Origin of the sequence: Amycolatopsis vancoresmycina, assembly GCF_000716785.1 — a bacterium.
Classification (GTDB): Bacteria; Actinomycetota; Actinomycetes; order Mycobacteriales; family Pseudonocardiaceae; genus Amycolatopsis; species Amycolatopsis vancoresmycina.
On record NZ_JNYY01000017.1, the window covers coordinates 126,068 to 141,110 of the forward strand.

Below are 15,043 nucleotides of genomic sequence, written 5' to 3' on the forward strand. Positions count from 1 at the left end.
GGTGCTGCGCTACAGCCGGGCCTACCCGCCCGAAGCGGTACGGGCGTTCGAGCCGGCGTCGGACTGGGTCGCCACGCACGCCGTGGCGGGGCCGCTGTTCCTGTGGGACGACCTGAGCGTCACGGCCGACGCGTTCGCCGACGAGCCGGCGTACCGCGACGAAAGCCCGGAGTGGCAACGGTTCTGCCGCGAGCAGCTCCGGTTCGCCGTCCCGGACGACGTGGGCTGAGTTCCGGTGGCGGCGGCGCGCGCCGCCGCCACCCCCTTTCCGGTGCCGTCCGAGGAGACCGCCGATGAGTGCCGACCACGAAACCAGCCCGGCGAAGGACGTCGAGCCCCGCCCGTCGCCGTTCGCCCCGTTCCGCCGCCGCGACTTCCGGATCCTGGTGGCGGGGCAGTCGCTGTCGACGCTCGGCGACATGGTGTACCTGGTCGCCCTGCCGTTCGTGATCCTCGGCGCCGGCTACGCGACCTCGGGCCTGAGCCTGACCCTCACCGGGTTCGGCGTGGCCCGGATCGTCACGGCGCTGCCCGGCGGCGCGCTGGCCGACCGGTTCGGCGCCCGGCTGGTGATGCTGTGCGCCGACCTAGCCCGGTGCGCGGCGCTGACCACGCTGACCGTCGCCGCCGTCCGCGGGGCGCCCGCGCTCGGGCACCTGGTCGTCACCGGGATCGTCCTGGGGGCCTGCGAAGGCGCCCACATCCCCGCGTACCGCTCGATCACCCCGGCGCTCGTGCCGGACGCCGAGCTGACGGCGGCGAACTCCATCGGCATCGCGGCCAACCTGTTCGCCAACGTGATCGGCCCGCCGATCGGCGGCGCGCTGGTCGCGCTGGTGGCACCGTGGCCCGCGATCGGGGCCGACGCTTTTTCCTTCGCCGTCTCCGCGCTCGCACTGCTGGCCATCCACCGGGCTCCGGCCCCGCCGGACCGCCCAGGGACCGCCGGATCGGGGTCCCTGCTCGGGTTCGTCCGGTCGTCGCCGTTGTACCGCACGGTCCTGCTCATGACGGCGGTCCTCGGTGCGTCGGTCGGCGGGACGCTGGAGGTGGCCCTGCCGGTCCTCACCCGCACGCGCCCCGAACTGGGCCCGGCGGGCTACGGCTGGCTGATGGCGGCACTGGGGATCGGCATGCTGGGCGGCGGCGCGTCCGCCGGTGCCCTGACCCGCGGCCGCCGCCAGGGCCCGTTGGTGATCGCGACCCTGGCGGTCAACGGCGGCCTCCTCGCCGCCCTCCCCCACGTCGGCGGCCTCCTGCCGATGGCGGCGACGATGGCTGTGGTCGGCGCGCTCGACGGGGTGCTGGCGGTGCTGGTGATGACGGCCACCCAGCGCATGCCACCACCGCGGCTGCTGGCCCGCGCCCAGGGTTTGATCAGCCTGGTGACGTTCGCGATGTTCCCGGTGTCGGTGGCGGCGGCCGGGCTGGTCCTGGGCCGGTGGTCGCCGGCCGCGATGTTCCACCTGACGGGCCTCGGCTTCGGCGCGGTGGCGGTGTGCGGCATCGCCAGCCGTAGCCTTCGCCGCCTCTGAGGGACACCGTGGCTGGGGGAATCGCCGGCCGCGGTGTTCTCACACCAGTCCGCGTTTGGCCGCCGCCACGCCGGCCTCGAACCGGCTCGACGCGTGCAGGCGGTCGCACAGGGCCGTCACCCGGCGGCGGTACGTGCGGACCGAGATCTCCAGGCGGCGGGCCGCCTGTTCGTCCTTGAGGCCCGCCGACAGGCACCGCAGGATCCGGACCTCCAGCTGGGACAGCTGCGGCGGCACCGCGCCCGCCGGTGGCGCCGGCCGGGCCTGCTGGAACGCCCAGGTGGCCACCGCGAGCACGGCGGGGGCGCGCAGGACCGTCCGGTCCTGTCGCAGGGGAAACACCACGGCAATCGAGTCGACCACGGCCAGCCAGGTCGCCAGGCCCGGCAATATCCGCACCTCGACACCCGGAAGATCCGCGGCGGGCGGCCGTTCGATCTGCAGCAGCTGCCCGGTCTGCGGCGATTTCCGTAGCCACGACTCCTCCACCTCGTGCAGGCGGCGGAGGATTTCCCGGTCGGCGCGTTCGGCACCGGCGCCGGGGTCCTGGTCGTAGCGCCCCAGCACGTCGTCGACCGCGGCGTGCAGGCGCGCGGCGAGGTCGGGGCAGCCGGCTCGCTCGAGCGCCCAAGCGGTCTCCGCCGTGGGTACGTTCGCCTTCCCCAGCATCGATCCCCCTCCCCAGGCCGGATCACCCGGCTCTGCCCCCGAAGATCGCCACCGGTGCACCGGGCGGAAAAACGCACGAACCGCCCAAAACGGTTTCTCGCAGTTCGCCGCACCCCAGCAGACCGACGATCGTAACACCACCCTGACAGACGCCGTCGACAATTCGTCGACAGCCCATCGACGCGATCTTTGTTTCGGGGAATGCCCGAAATCCTTTTCCCGCCGAGGCAATCGATCACATCCGCCGGGCGAGATCGCGCGCGACGCCGACCGCGATCTCCCGGGTCCGGACCGCGAGCGGGGATTCGGTGCGCCCGGCCGGCCGGTACAGGGCCAGCGAGCGGCTGGGCGACGGCTTCAGCGCATGAATTGCGAGTTGCTCGTCGGACCAGGCGTCGTGCGCGTGCAGGGCGAGCCACGGCAGCACCGCCCAGCCGATGCCCGCCCGCACCATCGACAGGATCGTTTCGTGGCCCGTGGTGCGGAACACGATCCGCGGCTGCGCGCCGGCGCGGGCGAGCGTCCGCTCCAGCCACCGCTGGTGGTGGGTGGGCGGCCAGGCGACCATCGGCACGCCGTCGAGGCGCTTCACCCGGACCGGGCCGCCGCCGACCGCGCCGGCGCCGGTCACCAGGAGGTAGGGCTCGTCGAACAGCTCGACGCGCTCGACGTCGCCGCCGACCGGGCCGTCGTGGAACAGCAGGTCGAGCTCGCCGATCCGCGCGTCCTCCGGCGGCACGTCGGACAGCCTGATGTCGCAGCCGGGGTGTTCGTCGAGCAGCCGGCGGATGACGGCGGGCAGGATCAGGTTCGACACGCTCTGGAAGGTGCCGATGTCGATGCGGCCGTGGCCCGCCCGGAACCGGCCGACGGCGTCGGTCAGCGCCGCGGCCTTCGCCAGCAGTTCGCGCCCGTGCGCCAAGACCACCTCGCCGAGCGGCGTGATCCGGACCGGTTTCGGGCCGCCGGGCCGGTCGAACAGCGGGCCGCCGACGGCTTTCTCCAGCGCGGCGATCTGCTGGCTCACCGACGACTGGGTGTAGCCCAGCCGCACGGCCGCCTGCCCGAAGGTGCCTTCTTCGGCGACGGCGGCCATCGTCCTCAGGTGGCGCAGTTCGAAGTCGGCCATAACACCGAAGTATAAGCGAAAACGATCGATTTGATCGTAAATCATCGCTTTTCATGATGGATCAACCCACCTAGCGTCATGGCCATGACGACTTCGAACACGATCGCCCCGGGGCTGCCCCGGCTGGTCTGGGCGTTGGCGGCCACGCACTTCGTCGGCCGCGCCGGTGGTGTGGTGCGGTCGTTCCTGGTGCTGTACCTGACGCAGGCACAACACCTTTCGCCCGCGACCGCGGGCTCGGTGGTCGCGGCGGTCGGCGCCGGAGACATCGGCTCCCAGCTGCTCGGCGGCTGGCTGGGCGACCGGATCGGCCGGCGGAACACGATGCTCGCCGGGTTCGTGGGCGGCGCCGCGGCGCTCACGGCACTCGGCTCGGCGGATTCGCTGCCCGGCATCTGGGTCGCCGCCGCGGGGGCCGGGCTGACGCTCGAACTGTTCCGCCCGGCCGGGTCCGCCGCGGTGGCCGACCTCCCTCCGGCACAACGGATCCGTGCGTTCGGGCTGCTCTACTGGGCGGCTAACCTCGGCTTCTCGGTCGCGGCGGTGACGGCCGGGGTCCTGGCCCGGTACGGGTACGGGCTGCTGTTCTGGGTCAACGTGGCGGCTTCGCTGACCGCGGCCCTGATCGTCTGGCGCCGGGTGCCGGAAACCCGCCCGGCGGGGGCGGCGCGGACGCGGCGGGCGCTGCTGCCCGTGGTGCTGCGCGACCGGCTGCTGCTCGCGATGCTGGCGGTCCACGTCGGCCACTTCACGGTGTTCCTGCAGACGTTCACGACGTTGCCGCTGCTGATGGCGGCCGCCGGCCTCGGTCCCGCGGCCTACGGGGCGGTGCTCGCGTTGAACGGGATCGCCGTCGTGGTCCTGCAGCCGTGGGCGGTCCGGCTGCTCGCCGGCCGCGACGGCAGCACGGTGTCGGCCGGCTCCATGCTCCTGGTGGGGCTGGGCGCCGGGCTCGGCGCGGTGAGCCACGGCCTCGCCGGGTTCGCGGTCTCGGTGCTGGTCTGGACCCTCGGCCAGGTCGGGATCGCGGTCCGCTTCGGCGACACTTTCGCCGCGCTGGCCCCGGCCGAGCTGCGCGGCGGGTACCTGGGCCTCGCTTCGGCAGCCTGGAGCGTCGGCGCGGTGCTCGGCCCGCTCGCCGGGACGGCCCTGCTCGGCCTCACCGGCCCGACCGTCCTCGGCGCCGGGTGCGCGGCAGGCGGGATCGCCCTGTTCGCCGTCCGGCGGGCGCTCGGGCCGGCCGTGCGCCGCCGGACCCGTTGATTCCTCCGCCGAAAGGCATTGCCCATGAGTACGTGCGTGGTGGCCGCAGCCGCGGGCGACCGGCTGGACCCGGTCGTCGTCGGCCACTCGTTCGGCGGCTTCACCGCGCCGCCGGCCGCCGACCGGCTCGCCGTCGGGCTGCCGCTGCTGGTGGCCGGCATGATCCCGGCACCCGGCGAATCCCCCGCCGCATGGGGAAGCAAGCCCAGGCGGCCCGCGACGGGGGCCGGACCGGCCACGAGGACCCGCACGTCGGCTTCCACCACGACGTTCCGCGCGCCCTCGCGGACGAGGCACTGGGCCGGGAACGGGCGCATTCGTCGCCGGCCGCGATGCAGCAGCCGTGGCCACCGGCCGCGTGGCCGGACGTCCCCACCCGGTTCGTGCTGGGCAGCGAAGACCGCTCCTTCCCGCCGGCGTTCCTGCGCGCGCCGGCCGCCGGACGGCTCGGCTCGTCGCGGACGAAATCGCCGCCGGGCACTGCGTCGCGGCCCCCCTCACCGACCACGCCGACGCGGTCGCGGGCGACCGGCCGGACCGGGCAGGCTAGGTTGCGCGCATGAGTCTTCTCGATGACGTCGCCGAGCGCGACGGCTGGCGGTGCTGGGTCTGCGACGAGCCGGTCGACCCCGGGATGTCGGTGAACGACTCGCGGGGCCCCAGCGTCGACAGCCGGACCGCGGACCGGAAGGCCAAGGTGCCCGAGCGGCTCGCGCACCGCGGGTGCAACACCCGCAAGGGCGCGGTCAAGGTGGTCATCCCCTGGCCGGACCGCCTGCACGTGGCCGACCCCGCGCCGCTGATCACGGTGGCCGGGCGGCTGGAGCGCAAGGGCGGCCGGGAGACCGTCGCCCGCTGCCCGACCGAGCAGGACGCCCGGGAAGCGGCGGACTGGCTGGTGGACCGGTTCTCGCGCCTGCTGCCCGGGGTGCCCGTCACCGCCGGTGTCCAGGCGGGCGGCGGGCAGTTCCTCGTCGTGGTGGCCACCGGCCGCCGCTGACCGCCGCGGTGGACCGCGGGACCCGCGCCGTGCTAGAAGTAGAACGTGTTCCAGTTCTGCCGGTGCCGGGAGGTGCGGGGATGGGCGTCCCGACGGTGACCGACCTGCTGCTGGCCCGCGCCGGGGACGACCGGCCGGGCCTGCGGTTCGAGGACGAGACGTGGTCGTGGGCCGAGCACGTCCGGGCGTCGGCTCAGCAGGCAGCCGGCCTCCGGGCGGCGTTGCGCCGGGACGAACCGCCGCACGTCGGCGTCCTGGCCGACAACGTCCCGGCGTTCTCCGTGCTCCTCGGCGCCTGCGCGTTCGCCGGGGCGGTGCTGGTCGGGCTCAACCCCACCCGGCGCGGCGAGGCACTGGCGCGGGACGTCCGGCTCGCCGACTGCCAGGTCGTGCTCGCCGAGCCCAAGTACCGGCCGCTGCTGGCCGGCCTGGACCTCGGCGGGGCCGGCGTGCGGGACCTGGGTTCGTGGCCGCCGTCCGCGGACCCGGCCGAGCCCGTCCCGGCGGCGCCGGACGACCTGCTCATGCTGATCTTCACCTCCGGCACCAGCGGCGACCCGAAGGCCGTGCGCTGCACGCACGGCAAGATAGCGTTTCCCGGCGCGATGCTCGCCGAGCGGTTCGGGCTGTCCGCATCCGACACCGTCTACGTCACGATGCCGATGTTCCACTCCAACGCCATCATGGCCGGCTGGGCGGTCGGGCTGGCGGCCGGCGCGGGCATCGCCCTGCGCCGCCGCTTCTCCGCGTCCGGCTTCCTGTCCGACGTGCGGAAGTTCGGCGCGACCTACGCCAACTACGTCGGCAAGCCACTGTCCTATGTGGTCGCGACGCCGCCCCGCCCGGACGACGCGGACAACCCCCTGCGTCTCGTCTACGGCAACGAAGGGGCGAGCGCCGACCTGGTCGCCTTCGCGGAACGCTTCGGCTGCAAGGTCGTCGACGCGTTCGGGTCCACCGAGGGTGGCGTGGGGTTCGCCCGCACCGGCGACACCCCGCCCGGCTCGCTCGGCCGGCCGACCCCCGACGTGGCCATCCTGCACCCGGAGACCGGCCGGCCGTGCCCGCCGGCCGAGTTCGCCCCCGACGGCAGCCTGGCCAACGCCGGCGACGCCGTCGGCGAGCTGGTCAACACGGCGGGCGCCGGCTGGTTCGCCGGGTACTACCGCGACCCGGTGGCCGACGCGGAGCGCCTGCGCGACGGCCGGTTCCACACCGGCGACCTGGCCTACGCCGACGCCGACGGCTACTGCTACTTCGCGGGGCGGCTCGGCGACTGGCTCCGCGTCGACGGCGAGAACCTCGGCACGGCGCCGATCGAGCGCATCCTGCTGCGCCACCCGTCGATCACCGACGCCGCCGTCTACGCGGTGCCGGACCCGGTGACCGGCGACCAGGTGATGGCCGCCATCGTCACCGGCGGCGCGCCCCTCGACCCGGCCGGGTTCGGCCGGTTCCTCGCCGGCCAGCCCGACCTGGGGCCCAAACAGGTGCCGAGGTACGTGCGAACGGTCCAGGAGCTGCCCCGGACCTCGACGTTCAAGGTCGTCAAGCGGCAGCTGTCCGCCGAGGGCCTGAACTGCGCCGATGTCCTCTGGGAGCGCACCGGGCCGGACATCGCTTACACCACCGCCGGGTAGCCGTCCCGGCCTTCGCCGGCTCCCTCGCGTGCCGATGCACGCCCATCCGCAGGGCCATCGGAACACCCCGAACCCCTGCAAAGACAACAAAACCTCGGACATCGGTCACCTGACGGATGTCTGGAAACCGCCTCTCCGAGAAACATTGCTCTACGGAGTTACCCGCTCCGGCCTCGACGACCGAGGAGGAGCGATGTCTCGTGCTACCAGCACCGTCTCCACACTGGTGATCTTCGTTCTCGCCATCAACCTGCGGCCCGCGGTGACCAGCCTCGGTGCCGCACTGCCCGACATCTCGGTCGCCGGAAACCTCGTCGGCGCGGTGCTCGTGGCCCTGCCCCTGTGGGCGATCGGGCTCGGCGGGTGGGCCACGCCGTGGCTGTGCAGCCGGGTGGGCCCGCACCGGACCGTCTCCGTCGCCCTGGTCGGGCTGGTCCTGTCGCTGGCCGGGCGGGTGCTCGGCGGGCCGGTCGAACTGCTGGCCGGGACCGCGCTCGCGTGCCTGTCCATCGCCGTGCTCGGCACCATGTTGCCGCTGCTGGCGCAGGGTTCCGCCGCCTTCACCTTCGGGCTCGGGTTCGGGAGCACGGCCGGCGCGCTGGTCACGCCCACGGCTGTCATGTCGTCGTCGTGGCGGGTGGCGCTCGGGGTGTGGGCGACCACGGCACTGGTGGCCCAGCAGGTCTGGCAGCGCACCCCCGGCGAATTCGGGTCGCCGCGGGCCGCCACCGGAGCGCCGCCCGCCACCGCGCTGACCATCCACTTCGGACTCATCTCGACGGTGACGTTCCTGGTCATGGGCTGGCTGCCCGGCATCCTGCGCGACGCCGGTGTCCCGCCGACGACCGCGGGTGCGTGCCTCGCGCTGTCGATGGCCATGGGGCTGCCCATGATGTGGCTGGTCCCGGGCTGGACCCGCCGCTGGCGCAACCAGACCCTGCTCGTCGTCGCGCTGGCCACGCCCAACGTCATCGGCGTGACCGGCCTGCTCCTCGCACCCGCGGCCGCGCCGTGGCTGTGGGCCGCGGCCACCGGTACCGGCATGGGCGCCCTCGCCTTCGTCCTGACGACCGTTTCGCTGCGCTGCAAGGACAGTTCCCTGTCGCTGTCCGCCGTGGTCCAGGGCTTCGGGTACCTCATCGCCGGGTTCGGCGTGCTGGCCTGCGGCTGGCTGCACACCAGCACCGGCACCTGGCAGACCCCGTTGCTGCTGGTACTGGCGGTCCTGCTCGGCCAGATCCTCAGCGGGCACGCCGCGGTCTCACGCCGGACCACGGCACCGCTGGTCGCGCCCCCGCTTTCCCTGCCCCGCCAAGGGGACGCACCCGAGGTCGGCGTGTGATCCCGCGGCTCAGCCGGAGGCGGACTGGTGCCGGGCCGCCTCCCGGGCGATGTCGATGCGCGAGTGCACCTCGAGCTTGGTGAGGATGTGCGAAACGTGCGTGCCGACCGTGCGCGGGGACAGGTAGAGGCGGGCCGCGATCTGCGGGTTCGACAGGCCTTCCACGACGAGCGCGGCGATCCGGCTCTCGGTCGGGGTCAGGCTGTCCCAGCCGCGCGTGGCTTTCCGGTGCTTCACCGTCGGGCCGCTGCGGATGCCGAACGAGCGGAACAGGGCGCGCAGCCGCGCCACGTCCCACTGCGCGTCCAGCCCCGAGTAGAGGTCGATGGCGTGGGTGAAGGCGGCCCGCGCCGAACCGCGGTCCTCGGCCCGGGCCTCGGCGAAGGCGACCGCGGCGGCTTCCAGCGCCTTGGCCCGCGACAGCGGACGGCCCGCGTCGCGGTAGCCGTCGGCGGCCCGCAGCAGCATCGTGCCGTCCCGTTCGAGCAGCCCGCGGCAGTACAGGACGAGCGCGCGGCGGTGCGGAACGGCGGACTCGGCGCCGATCGCGCCCACCCTGGCCTCGATCTTCGCCGCGGCCCGCACGTCGCCGATCGCCGCGGCCAGCCGGGCGGCGTCCCCCAGCAGGTCCTCCCCGGTGACTTCGCCGGCCGGCACGGAAGTCAGCACCGCGAGCGCGCGTTCCGGGGCACCGGCGTGCTCGAACGCGAAACTCCTGGCTCGCACCAGGGGTTCCACGACCTCGTCGCCGATGTGCTGGGAGTACAGCGCCGCGACGTCGAGGTGCCGCCGGGCCGCGGCCGTCTCGCCGCGGTGGAAGTGGATGATCGCGGCGACCCCGTGGTCGCAGCACACCACGTCCGGCTCCTTGCGGTCGTCCGGGACGACCTCCACCTCGGCGAGCGCGTCGTCCCACCGGCCGGCGGCCAGCAGCAGCCGCCCGAGCGCGCTCTGGGCCTGGGCCAGCCGCGCGATGCTGCCGGTGCGGTCGGCCAGTTCCCGCGCCTGGCCGGCGGCGGCGAGCGCGTCGGGGTAGCGGTCGAGCGCGCCGAAGGTGACCGACTGGTTGATGCGCAGCTGCAGCGTGAGGTCGATCAGCGCGGGGTCGCCCCGCACGATCGCCATCGCGCGGTCGAACAGCGGCAGCGCGTCGGCCCACTCGCCCCGCGACATCGCGACCTGCGTCAGCACGTGCAGCGCCCACCCGGTCGCCCAGCGGTCCTCGGTCGGGCCGAGCTCGTCCAGCGCCGCGGTCGCGACCCGGCGAGCGGCGTCCATCTCCCCGATGTAGCGGTGGGTGCGCGCGATGAGCACCAGCAGCTTGGCCCGGTGCCGCGGTTGCAGTCCCGGCCGGGTCAGTGCGTGCTTCAGCTCGGCCAGGTACTCGGCGGCCCGGCCGGTCCGCCCGCGGCACTGGACGACCGTCGTGTGCAGGTCGACGCGCACGTCGGGGTCGCGGACGCGGTCCAGTGCGCGGCAGGCGATCCGCTCGGCCTGGGCGATGTTGTCCAGCTGGTAGTAGGCGTCGGCCAGCCGGCAGGCCAGCGCGCCGGTCACGGCGTCGTCGAGGGGCGTGTCCCGCACCGCCCGGCGCAGGAGCGCGACGGCGACGACGGGCGCCTGCCCGATCAGCGCCATGGCCACTTCGAGCAGCCACTGCACGGCCCACGCCGGCACCGGCACCCGACTGTCCGTTGTGGACACCATGGGCAGCAGCTGCCGCGCGACCCGCTCGACCGGGGCCTTCGCCTCGGCCAGCGCCCACGCGGCGTCCTGGTGCCAGGCGATCCGGACCGCCGTCGGCATTTCGTCGTACAGCGCCCCGCGGATCAGCGGGTGCCGGAACTCGAGGTCGTCGCCCGCCGCCACCAGCACCCCGGCGGCGCGGGCCTCGTCGAGGGCGGGCAGCAGGGCGGCGAGCGGGGAGTTCGTCACGGTCACCAGGTCCGCGACCGAGAAGCCGACGCCGAGCAGGGCCGCGGCCCGCAGCACGCCCAGCGTCGATTCGGACAGGAAGCCCAGCCGGTCCGCGATCGCTTCCGGCAGGGAGTCCGGCGTGGCCGCGCCGGTCAGCTCCACCACGCCCGCGGTGTCGACCTCCAGGCGCGAGCTGCGGGCCAGCGCGTCGACGAGTTCGGTGAGGTACAACGGGTTCCCGGCGGCGCCGTCGGCCAGCCGCGCCAGTTCGGCGCCCGGTTTGCCCCCGGCCAGCGCGGCCACCAGCTCGAGCACCGCGGGTTCGGCCAGCCGGCTCAGCCGCAGCCGTTCGCCCGCCCCAACGATCCGGAACAGCGACCGCAGGTCGTCGCGGCGGGGCACCGGGCGCAGCACGCCGACCAGCAGCAGCGGGAGCTGCCGGACCGAGCGGGCGAGCCGGCTCCACACCGCCACCGTCGTGCGGTCGGCCCACTGCAGCTCGTCGACGACCAGCACGGCAGGCTCGTCCTGGCAGAGCTCGTCCACCAGCGCGATCAGCTGTTCGGCGGCCGCGGCGGCGAGATCGGCGCCCTTGCCGGCGACGGCACCGCCGCCCAGCAGCTCGGAGATGGCGTCACGACGGGGATCCCGGGTGACCGGCGTGATCTCCAGCGCGTCCAGGAGCGGCAGCAGCGGCAACGCCTGCCCGAGTTCGTCGCCGGCGCCCCAGTACACCTGGCAGCCCGCCTCGGCGGCGGCCGCGCAGGCGGAGCGGACCAGTGCGGACTTGCCGATCCCCGGCTCGCCGTCCACCAGCACGGCCCGGCCCCGGCCGTCGGCGACGTCACGGATCCAGGTGACCAGCCGGGACAGCTCGCCGTCCCGGCCGACCAGCAGCTCTGTACCCTCCGTGAGCGGTCGCACACGGCGATTTTAGAAGTAAAACCTGTTCCCCAACAAGGGGCGCACCGGGTCAGGGCGGAACTTCTACCGTTAGTCGAGGCTTCCACGCAAGGAAACATCCCATTCGATAAATGCGCCGATTCGTGATCCCGGCGTGATTTCAGCACCGGCCGGAAACAGATCACCGCCCGGCCGCGGCGGCCCGGACAAAACGACGGACGACCGCGTTCCGGCCGACGAACTGCCTGCCCACCGGGACATCGCGCGCCCTTTCCCGGCCCGGGCGGCTTCCCAGCCGCGGCCGCCCGGCACGGGAAGCGGCCCCCGTTCGACGTTTTCGACGACAACGCGACCCCTCTCTCGAGCCCCTGTGGGCGACCTTCGCGCGAATACGGGCAGTGACGATGCTCCGGTTCGATATTGCCGGATCCCGATCTCCGGATTCGCCGTCGTCCCGTTGTTTTCCGCCCCACCTTGCCGTCCCCCGCTACGTTTTCCGCACTCCACCGGTCGGATACAGCCCGTGTCCGGCGGAGACCGGCCCGCCCCCGGCCCGCGCCGGGACTGGTCCGGACCAGCGGCTGCCGCGTGCCGCGCGGCGCACCGGAACCCGGCCCGAATCCCCGGCCCGGGCGTTCCGCGGTCCGGAATCGGTGGCCGCCGATCATTCCGCCGCAGCAATTCGTAGCATCCCTCGATACCCGGGTACAAAGCACAAGATCGTCGATCAAGTACCCGTGCGGCCATTCTGGTGAAACCCTGCCTCCGGTGCACATCACGCATTGTCAAGTGCAGGCGGGGTGCCTACAGTGGCCAGCTTGATGTCGGGGAGTAAATCACGCACCCGCCTGTTAATCGGTACACCGACTCTCATCTCCTTCGAGGAGCATGCCTTGTGTTTGGAATCGCCAGGAGCAGTGGCCGGGGTCGCGCTCGCCACGCTGTGCTCGCCCTTGCGGCCCTCACGGCCGTCTCGGGCTGCGGCGCGCTCGGCTCGGACACCTCGAGCGCCGCATCGACCGGCAGCAGCCTGGAAAAGGCCACGCTGAAGGTTTCCATCCTGCCCACCACGGACCTGGGGCCGTTCTGGCTGGCCCAGGACAGCGGCTACTTCCAGGCGGAGGGCCTCACCGTCGAGTCCGTCGTCGCCGCCAGCGGCCAGGCCTCGCTGGCGAAGGCGATCTCGGGCGAGGCCGACATCGCGTTCTCGACCTACCCCCCGTTCTTCACCGCACGCAGCAGCGGCGCCGCCGACATGGAACTGGTCGCCGACGCGACGTCGGTCAACCCGAAGTCGAATGCGATCGTCACGGTTCCGAATTCGCCGGTGAAAACAATCTTCGACCTGGCGGGCCGGAAGATCGCCATCACGGCCAAGAACACCGCTTCCGACCTTCTCACGCGGTCGGTGATGCAGGACCACAACGTCGATTACAGCAAGGTGAAATGGGTGCTGATCCCGCTGCCGAACATCGCCGCGGCGCTGAACCAGGGTGACGCCGACGCCGCCTACCTGCCGGAACCGTACGTGACGCAGGCCGCCAAGACAGCAGGCGCGATCCCGGTGGTCGACATCAACACCGGCGCCACCCAGGACTTCCCGCTGACCGGCTACGGCGCGACGAAGACGTGGGTGCGGGAGCACCCGAAGACGCTCGCCGCGTTCCAGCGCGCCATGCAGAAGGCGACCCACGAGGCCCTGATCGACCGCGCCAAGGTCGAGCCGCTGCTGGTGCGGTTCGCCAAGATCGACGAGGACACCGCCAAGCTGCTCACCCTGCCGGGCTACGGCTCGATCCTGGATTCCCGGCGCCTGCAGCGGGTGCCGGACCTGCTGCTGCAGCTCGGCGCCATCCCGTCGCCGATCGACGTCAACTCGATGATCGCGCCCCAGGCCGGGAGATGACCCGATGGTGACCACCGCCATCCCGCGCTTGACCTTGACACTGTGACAAGGTCTTCACTGCGGGGAGGAGGTGGTCACCATCAACCGCACAACCGACACGCACCTGCTCGACGCGCTGGGCGCCGCGAACTCGTCGGCCCGGCTCCGGGCCGCACTGGCGGCCGGCACCCGGGCCGACCCCGGGTTCGCGGCCGCGCTCGTGGCCCGGTGCGCGGTCGAGCCGGACTTCTTCGTGCGCGACATGCTCACCTGGGCGCTGACCCGCCTGCCGGCGGACGTCACCGTGCCCAGGCTCGTCGCGGAGCTCCGCTCCGGGCGCGCGCAGGCCCGCAGCCAGGCGCTGCACACGCTGTCCAAGATCGGCGACCGCACGGTGTGGCCGTCGATCACCCGGTCGCTGCTGCACGACCCCGACGACGAGGTCGCGCGCAGCGCGTGGCGGGCCGCGGTCGTCCTCGCGCCGCCCGAGGCCCGGGACGACCTGGCGGTGGCACTGGCGCTCCAGCTCGGCCGGGGCGACCGGGCCGTGCAGCTGAGCCTCAGCCGGGCCCTCGTCGCGCTCGGCGACGTGGCCGAGCCGGCGCTGCGGCCGGGGCTGGCGAGCCCGGACGCGGCCGTGCGTGCGCACGCCCGTGCCACGCAACGGCTCCTGGACGACCCGGACGCCGGGTTCGACCTGGCCGTCGACGAGGCGAAGCGGATCGTCGCGCTCGGCCCCGAGCGTGCCGGGGAAGCCGCGTGCTGATCGGCGAAGTGGCCCGCCGGTCCGGGGTGAGCACGCGGATGCTGCGGCACTACGACTCCCTCGGGCTGGTGCGGCCGACCGGCCGCACCGTCGGCGGCTACCGCGAGTACTCCGAGGCGGACATCCGCCGGATCTTCCACGTCGAAGGGCTGCGCTCGCTGGGGATGTCGCTGCGGCAGGTCGCCCGGGCGCTGGCGGATCCGGCGTTCACGCCGTCCGCGCTGGTCGGCGACCTCATCCGGCGGACCGAAGACCGGCTGCGGCGGGAACAGGAACTCCTGCAGCGGCTCCGGGCGATCGACGCCTCGGAGCCGTCCGGGTGGGACGGCGTCCTGCACGTCGTCGAGCTCCTGCACGGGCTCGATTCGCCCAGCCCGTCCCGGCGGCAGCAGGCCGCCCTCACCCCGATCGAGGACGTGCCGCTGCTGGCCCGCGCGGTGCTGTCCGAGGCGCACCCGAACGTCGCCGGCGCCCTGCGCTGGGCACTGGCCCGCGCGGGCGCCGACGGCGTGGCGGGCGTGGCCGAAGGGATGCGCTCGGCCGACCCCGCCATCCGGCGGCGTGCGGTACTGGCGATCGCCGAGCTCCCCGGCGACGAGGCCACCGCGCTCCTCGCCGGCGCCCTCGACGACCCGGACCCGGACGTCCGCCGGCACGCCGCACTGGCCGCCGGCCGCCGCGGCACCACTGCTGCGGTCCCGGTCCTGGTCGCCATGGTGGCCGAGGGCACCAACGACGTCGAAGCGGCGGAGGTGCTGGGCACGCTGGCCGTGGACCCCGGGCAGGGCGAACGGATCCTGGACGCGCTGGCCGGGGAGCTCACCGCGGGCCCCGCGGTGCGGATCCGGGTGGCCCAGGCGCTCGCCGAGCTCCCGGGCCCGCTCCCGCAGGCCCTCCTGCGGCAACTGGGCGACGACGAGGACCGGGCGGTCGCCCTCATCGCGTCGGCCCTCGCCGATGCGCTCGGCGAGCGGACGTGACCGGAAGCCGTGCC

Annotated in this window: 13 protein-coding genes; 10 read left to right on the forward strand and 3 right to left on the reverse strand. The window is 73.8% G+C overall.

Features of this window, described 5'->3' with window-relative positions; translation table 11 throughout:
• The first annotated feature begins 1 nt into the window (after position 1).
• The gene (locus OO60_RS34060) at positions 2-229 is read left to right on the forward strand and encodes a hypothetical protein (protein ID WP_003059286.1); all 228 of its coding nucleotides are present in this window, start codon (positions 2-4) and stop codon (positions 227-229) included.
• 64 nt (positions 230-293) lie between these two features.
• Complete coding sequence (locus OO60_RS34065; RefSeq protein WP_003059283.1) at positions 294-1,535, forward strand: MFS transporter; 1,242 nt, start codon at positions 294-296, stop codon at positions 1,533-1,535.
• A gap of 39 nt (positions 1,536-1,574) precedes the next feature.
• On the opposite strand, the gene OO60_RS46085 is transcribed toward OO60_RS34065, so the two are convergent.
• Positions 1,575-2,204, reverse strand: coding sequence for a helix-turn-helix transcriptional regulator (locus OO60_RS46085; RefSeq protein WP_003059281.1), 630 nt, complete (start codon positions 2,202-2,204; stop codon positions 1,575-1,577).
• 235 nt (positions 2,205-2,439) lie between these two features.
• On the reverse strand, positions 2,440-3,333 hold the full coding sequence (locus OO60_RS34075) for a LysR family transcriptional regulator (protein WP_003059279.1): 894 nt from the start codon (positions 3,331-3,333) through the stop codon (positions 2,440-2,442).
• 84 nt (positions 3,334-3,417) lie between these two features.
• Between OO60_RS34075 and OO60_RS34080 the strand changes: the two genes are divergently transcribed.
• The 5 genes from OO60_RS34080 (at position 3,418) to OO60_RS34100 (ending at position 8,578) form a co-directional block, all read left to right on the forward strand.
• On the forward strand, positions 3,418-4,596 hold the full coding sequence (locus OO60_RS34080) for an MFS transporter (RefSeq protein WP_033262914.1): 1,179 nt from the start codon (positions 3,418-3,420) through the stop codon (positions 4,594-4,596).
• Between the two features lie 191 nt (positions 4,597-4,787).
• Positions 4,788-5,159 carry a hypothetical protein gene (locus OO60_RS44740; protein WP_003059275.1) on the forward strand — a complete coding sequence of 124 codons (372 nt, stop codon included), beginning with the start codon at positions 4,788-4,790 and terminating at the stop codon, positions 5,157-5,159.
• Positions 5,156-5,596 (forward strand): hypothetical protein, encoded by a 441-nt coding sequence (locus OO60_RS34090; protein ID WP_003059273.1) that lies wholly within the window; start codon positions 5,156-5,158, stop codon positions 5,594-5,596. Before OO60_RS44740 ends, OO60_RS34090 begins: the two co-directional genes overlap by 4 nt.
• A gap of 80 nt (positions 5,597-5,676) precedes the next feature.
• Entirely contained in the window at positions 5,677-7,236 is a 1,560-nt protein-coding gene (locus OO60_RS34095) for a long-chain-fatty-acid--CoA ligase (protein WP_003059270.1), read from the forward strand.
• A 193-nt stretch (positions 7,237-7,429) separates the two neighbouring features.
• Positions 7,430-8,578, forward strand: a complete 1,149-nt coding sequence (locus tag OO60_RS34100) for an MFS transporter (RefSeq protein ID WP_033262885.1) — start codon at positions 7,430-7,432, stop codon at positions 8,576-8,578.
• A gap of 9 nt (positions 8,579-8,587) precedes the next feature.
• Here OO60_RS34100 and OO60_RS34105 read toward each other — a convergent pair whose 3' ends face one another.
• Positions 8,588-11,419 carry a helix-turn-helix transcriptional regulator gene (locus OO60_RS34105; RefSeq protein ID WP_003059263.1) on the reverse strand — a complete coding sequence of 944 codons (2,832 nt, stop codon included), beginning with the start codon at positions 11,417-11,419 and terminating at the stop codon, positions 8,588-8,590.
• 874 nt (positions 11,420-12,293) lie between these two features.
• On the opposite strand from OO60_RS34105, the gene OO60_RS34110 reads away from it, so the two are divergent.
• From OO60_RS34110 to OO60_RS34120, 3 genes are all read left to right on the forward strand, one after another.
• Entirely contained in the window at positions 12,294-13,304 is a 1,011-nt protein-coding gene (locus tag OO60_RS34110) for an ABC transporter substrate-binding protein (RefSeq protein WP_033262886.1), read from the forward strand.
• 70 nt (positions 13,305-13,374) lie between these two features.
• A complete protein-coding gene (locus OO60_RS34115) occupies positions 13,375-14,049 on the forward strand; it encodes a HEAT repeat domain-containing protein (RefSeq protein ID WP_003059258.1) in 675 nt (224 codons plus the stop codon).
• Positions 14,043-15,029, forward strand: a complete 987-nt coding sequence (locus OO60_RS34120; RefSeq protein ID WP_033262887.1) for a HEAT repeat domain-containing protein — start codon at positions 14,043-14,045, stop codon at positions 15,027-15,029. The genes OO60_RS34115 and OO60_RS34120 overlap by 7 nt, the downstream gene beginning before the upstream one ends.
• Positions 15,030-15,043 lie beyond the last annotated feature (14 nt).